Annotated in this window: 5 protein-coding genes; all 5 read left to right on the top strand. The window is 72.9% G+C overall.

Annotated features, from left to right (window positions below):
• Positions 1-779, top strand: a 779-nt coding sequence (locus AC1D01_RS23830) for a CDGSH iron-sulfur domain-containing protein (protein WP_477870740.1), incomplete at its 5' end; no start/stop codon positions are given.
• A gap of 6 nt (positions 780-785) precedes the next feature.
• Complete coding sequence (locus AC1D01_RS23825) at positions 786-1,790, top strand: MBL fold metallo-hydrolase (protein ID WP_477870738.1); 1,005 nt, start codon at positions 786-788, stop codon at positions 1,788-1,790.
• 18 nt (positions 1,791-1,808) lie between these two features.
• Positions 1,809-2,339 carry an SRPBCC family protein gene (locus AC1D01_RS23820; RefSeq protein WP_477870736.1) on the top strand — a complete coding sequence of 177 codons (531 nt, stop codon included), beginning with the start codon at positions 1,809-1,811 and terminating at the stop codon, positions 2,337-2,339.
• A 98-nt stretch (positions 2,340-2,437) separates the two neighbouring features.
• Entirely contained in the window at positions 2,438-3,310 is an 873-nt protein-coding gene (locus tag AC1D01_RS23815; RefSeq protein WP_477870734.1) for an alpha/beta fold hydrolase, read from the top strand.
• A 58-nt stretch (positions 3,311-3,368) separates the two neighbouring features.
• The coding region (locus tag AC1D01_RS23810) for an alpha/beta hydrolase (protein ID WP_477870732.1) at positions 3,369-4,024 on the top strand (656 nt) is incomplete at its 3' end.

Here is a 4,024-nt window from a genome sequence, read left to right as displayed (position 1 = left end):
TCGCGGGCCCGGCGGCACCCGCTGCACCCGCTGCACCCGCTGCACCCGCTGCACCCGCTGCACCCGCGGTAGCCCCGCCGCCCGTCATCGCTGCACCGCCTGCGCCGGCCGCCCCCCGTCCGGCCCCGAAGCCGCCCGACGAAGCCCGCGGCCGTGACGTGCTGCTGCGCTTCGACACGCAGCGCTGCATCCACGCGCGGCACTGCGTGCTCGGCGAGCCCGAGGTCTTCCTCGCGAACACGCCCGGCGACTGGCTCTACCCCGACCAGGCGACGCCCGAGCGCATCGCGATCGTCGCCCACACCTGCCCGTCCGGCGCGGTCACCTACGAGCGCCTGGATGGCGGCCCGGCCGAGGCGGCACCGCTCGTCAACACCGTGCGGCTGCGCGAGAACGGCCCGCTCGCCTTCCATGCCGAGATGGCGCTGGCGGCCCCGCCGAACGGCGGCTCCTCGCTGCGCGCCACGCTGTGCCGCTGCGGCCAGTCGGCCAACAAGCCGTTCTGCGACGGCGCGCACAACGCCGCCGGTTTCAAGGCGAGCGGCGAGCCGCCGACGCGCGAATCGCAGCCGCTCGCGGCACGCAACGGCACGCTGCGCGTCGAGCCGCTGCGCAACGGGCCGCTGGAGGTCAGCGGCAACCTGGAGCTGTGCGCCGGCACCGGCCGCACCGTCGACCGCCTCACCAGCACCCGGCTGTGCCGCTGCGGCCAGTCGCAGAACAAGCCGTTCTGCGACAACTCGCATGCGGTGGTGGGCTTCGTGGCCGACGGCGTCTGACGGCCGATGGCGTTCCAGAACAACTACGCCGGCTTCGAACCGAAAAGCCTGGCCGACGTGCTGCGCTGGCGCTGGGCAGCGCACCGCAGCGGCGTGCCGCGGCCGCCACGCGGGCCGATCCCCAGCATGGCGCCGGACCTCGCGTTCCTGCAGGCCAACGCGCGCGCCGGTGCGGCGATGCGACCCGCCGTCACCTGGATCGGCCACGCCACCGTGCTGGCCCAACTGGGCGGCCTGAATGTGCTGACCGACCCGGTGTTCTCCGAGCGCGCGTCGCCGCTGCCGTTCGCCGGGCCGAAACGCCACCTGCCGCCCGGCGTCGGGCTCGCCGAGCTGCCGCACATCGACCTCGTGCTGGCCTCGCACAACCACTACGACCACCTCGACGCCGCCTCGGTCGATGCGCTGCAGCGCCAGCCGGGCGGCCCGCCGCTGTTCGTCGTGCCGCTGGGCGTGAAGGCCTGGCTCGCCGGGCGCGGCATCGCGAACGCGGTCGAGCTGAACTGGTGGACCTCGCACACGGTGCCGGCACCGGCCGGCCCGGTCGAGGTGACGCTGGTGCCGGCCCAGCACTGGTCGGGCCGCGGCCTCGCCGACCGGATGAAGACGCTGTGGGGCGGCTTCGCGGTGTTCGCGCCCGACTGCCACCTGTTCTACGCCGGCGACACCGCGTATTCGCGCGACTTCATCGACATCCAGGCGCGCTTCGCCGAGCGCCAGTCCGCGGCGAACGGCGGCGGCTTCGACATCGCGCTGCTGCCGATCGGCGCCTACGAGCCGCGCTGGTTCATGGCGCCGCAGCATGTCGACGTCGAGGAGGCGATCCGCATCCACCGCGACCTGCGCGCCAAGCGCTCGCTGGGCGTGCACTGGGGCACCTTCCAGCTGTCCGACGAAGCGCTCGACGATCCGCCGCAGGCGCTGCTGGAGCAGCGCCGGCTGCAGGCGCTGTCCGATGAAGAATTCTTCGTGCTGGCGATCGGCGAGACGCGACAATTCCCGCCTCGCTGAGTTTGCAGAGGATCTGCCATGTGGATGACCATCGCCCTCGTCGTGCTGCTGCTGATCGCCGCGGTGCTGCTGTTCGCGACGACCCGGCCCGACACCTTCCGCGTCGAGCGCTCGCTCGCGATCAAGGCGCCGCCCGACCGGATCTTCCCGCTGCTCGACGACTTCCACCGCTGGCCCGAGTGGTCGCCCTGGGAGAAGCTCGACCCGGCGATGGTGCGCACGCACAGCGGCCCGCCGCGCGGCGTCGGCGCCGTCTACGAATGGCGCGGCAATGCGAAGGTCGGCCAGGGCCGCATGGAGATCATGCAGAGCACGCCGGCCGCGGCGCTGGCGATCAAGCTCGATTTCATCAAGCCCTTCGAAGGCCACAACGTCGCCGAATTCACGCTGAAGCCGCAGGACGACGCGACGCTCGTGCACTGGGCGATGCACGGCCCGACGCCCTACGTGTCGAAGCTGATGGGCCTGTTCATGAGCATGGACACGCTGATCGGGCGCGATTTCGAGGCCGGGCTCGCGAACCTGAAGGCGGCGGCCGAGCAGGCGTAGCGCGCGTCCGCAACGAATGAATCAATCGGGGCCGGCGCACGACACGGCGCCGATACCTGCCCCGCGCATCCTGACGCCTCCGATCCGCTGGAGAAGTCATGAAAGCGCCCCAACCCCACCCTGGCCGCCTGGTCGCCCGCACGCAAGGCGACGGGCCGGTCGTGCTGTGCCTGCACTCGTCGACCGGCACGCATGCGCAATGGAACGGCCTGGCCGATGCGCTGAGCGGGCGCTGGCAGGTCGTCGCGCCCGACCTGCACGGCCACGGCCGCAGCCCCGCCTGGCCGGCCGCCGTGCTGAACACGCTGCACGTCGACGCGAACGCGGTGACCCAGCTCGTGCAGCCGGCCTGGGGGCTGGTGCGGCGCGGCATCCACCTGGTCGGCCACTCGTACGGCGCCGCGGTCGCGATGCAGATCGCGCTGCGCCACACGCAGTGGGTGCGCTCGCTGACGCTGTACGAGCCGGTCGCGGTCGGCATCATCCGCCGCCTGGCACCGCAGGATGCAGCGCTCGACGAGGTGCGCGAGATCGCATCGCGCGTGGCCGGGTTGCTCGATCGGGGTGATGCGTTGGCCGCGGCGCGCGCGTTCACGAGCTACTGGGGTGGCGATGCGGCCTGGGATGGCCTGGGCACGGCGCGCCGCGAGGCCATCGCGTCGCGCATGCCGGTGGTGCCGCGCCACTTCGACGCGCTGTTCGCCGCGACCTGGGGCGAGCAGGCGCTGTCGCGGCTGACGATGCCGATGCTGCTGATCCACGGGCAGCACACGCGTGCACCGGCACGGCGCATCGTCGAGCTGCTGGCGCAGGTGCTGCCGCATGCGCAGCACTGCGAGCTGGCCGGCGCCGGGCACCTCGGGCCGATGACGCATGCGGCCAGCGTCGTGCGCTGGATGGCGACGCACCTCGATCCGGTCGCGGCCGCCCAACTGAGCCTCGACAGGGATCCGCAGCCGCAAGCGGCCTGATGCGCATCGAGACAAGCCCGGGGGCTGACACGGCATGCGATGCCTAAACTCGCCGGCCATGGACACAACCCTGCACACCACCGACGGCCTGCGCCTGCACCTCTCGCACCACCCGGCCGGCACCGCGGCCCACGGCGTCGTCGTGCTGGTGCACGGACTCGGCGAGCACCTGGGCCGCTACGCGCATGTGATCGCACACCTGAACGGCTGGGGCTGGCATGTGCTGGCCTACGACCAGCGCGGCCACGGCCGCAGCGAGGGCGCCCGCGGCCGGCTCGCCACCGACCATGACCTGCTGGACGACCTGTCGCACGTGATCGATGCCGCCCGCACCGCGCACCGCGGCCCGCTGGTGCTGCTCGGCCACAGCATGGGCGGGCTGGTCGTCTCGCGCTTCGCCGCCGACACGAAGGCGCCGTGGTGGCGCCCGGTCGACGGCCTGGTGATGTCGTCACCGGCGCTCGACCCCGGCATGAACGGCGTGCAGAAGCTGCTGCTCGCGGCGCTCGGCCCGATTGCACCGTCGCTCGCGGTCGGCAACGGGCTGAAGCCGGCGTGGATCTCGCGCGACCCGGCCGTCGTCGCGGCCTACGTCGCCGATCCGCTGGTGCACGACCGCGTGACGCCGCGGCTGGTGCGCTTCATCGTCGACGGCGGCGAATGGGTGCGCGCCCGCGCCGCCGCGTGGACGCTGCCGACGCTGCTGCTGTACGC

It is taken from the genome of Rhizobacter sp. P3_B12 (assembly GCF_056402895.1).
The sequence above is the reverse complement of the archived record's forward strand: the minus strand, read 5'-3'. Positions and strand labels throughout refer to the sequence as shown.

What these genes read in the sequence shown, in the direction of transcription:
- AC1D01_RS23825 (WP_477870738.1), top strand. Translation starts at nt 786, where the DNA reads ATGGCGTTCCAGAACAACTACGCCGGCTTCGAACCGAAAAGCCTGGCC.
- AC1D01_RS23820 (WP_477870736.1), top strand. Translation starts at nt 1,809, where the DNA reads ATGTGGATGACCATCGCCCTCGTCGTGCTGCTGCTGATCGCCGCGGTG.
- AC1D01_RS23815 (WP_477870734.1), top strand. Translation starts at nt 2,438, where the DNA reads ATGAAAGCGCCCCAACCCCACCCTGGCCGCCTGGTCGCCCGCACGCAA.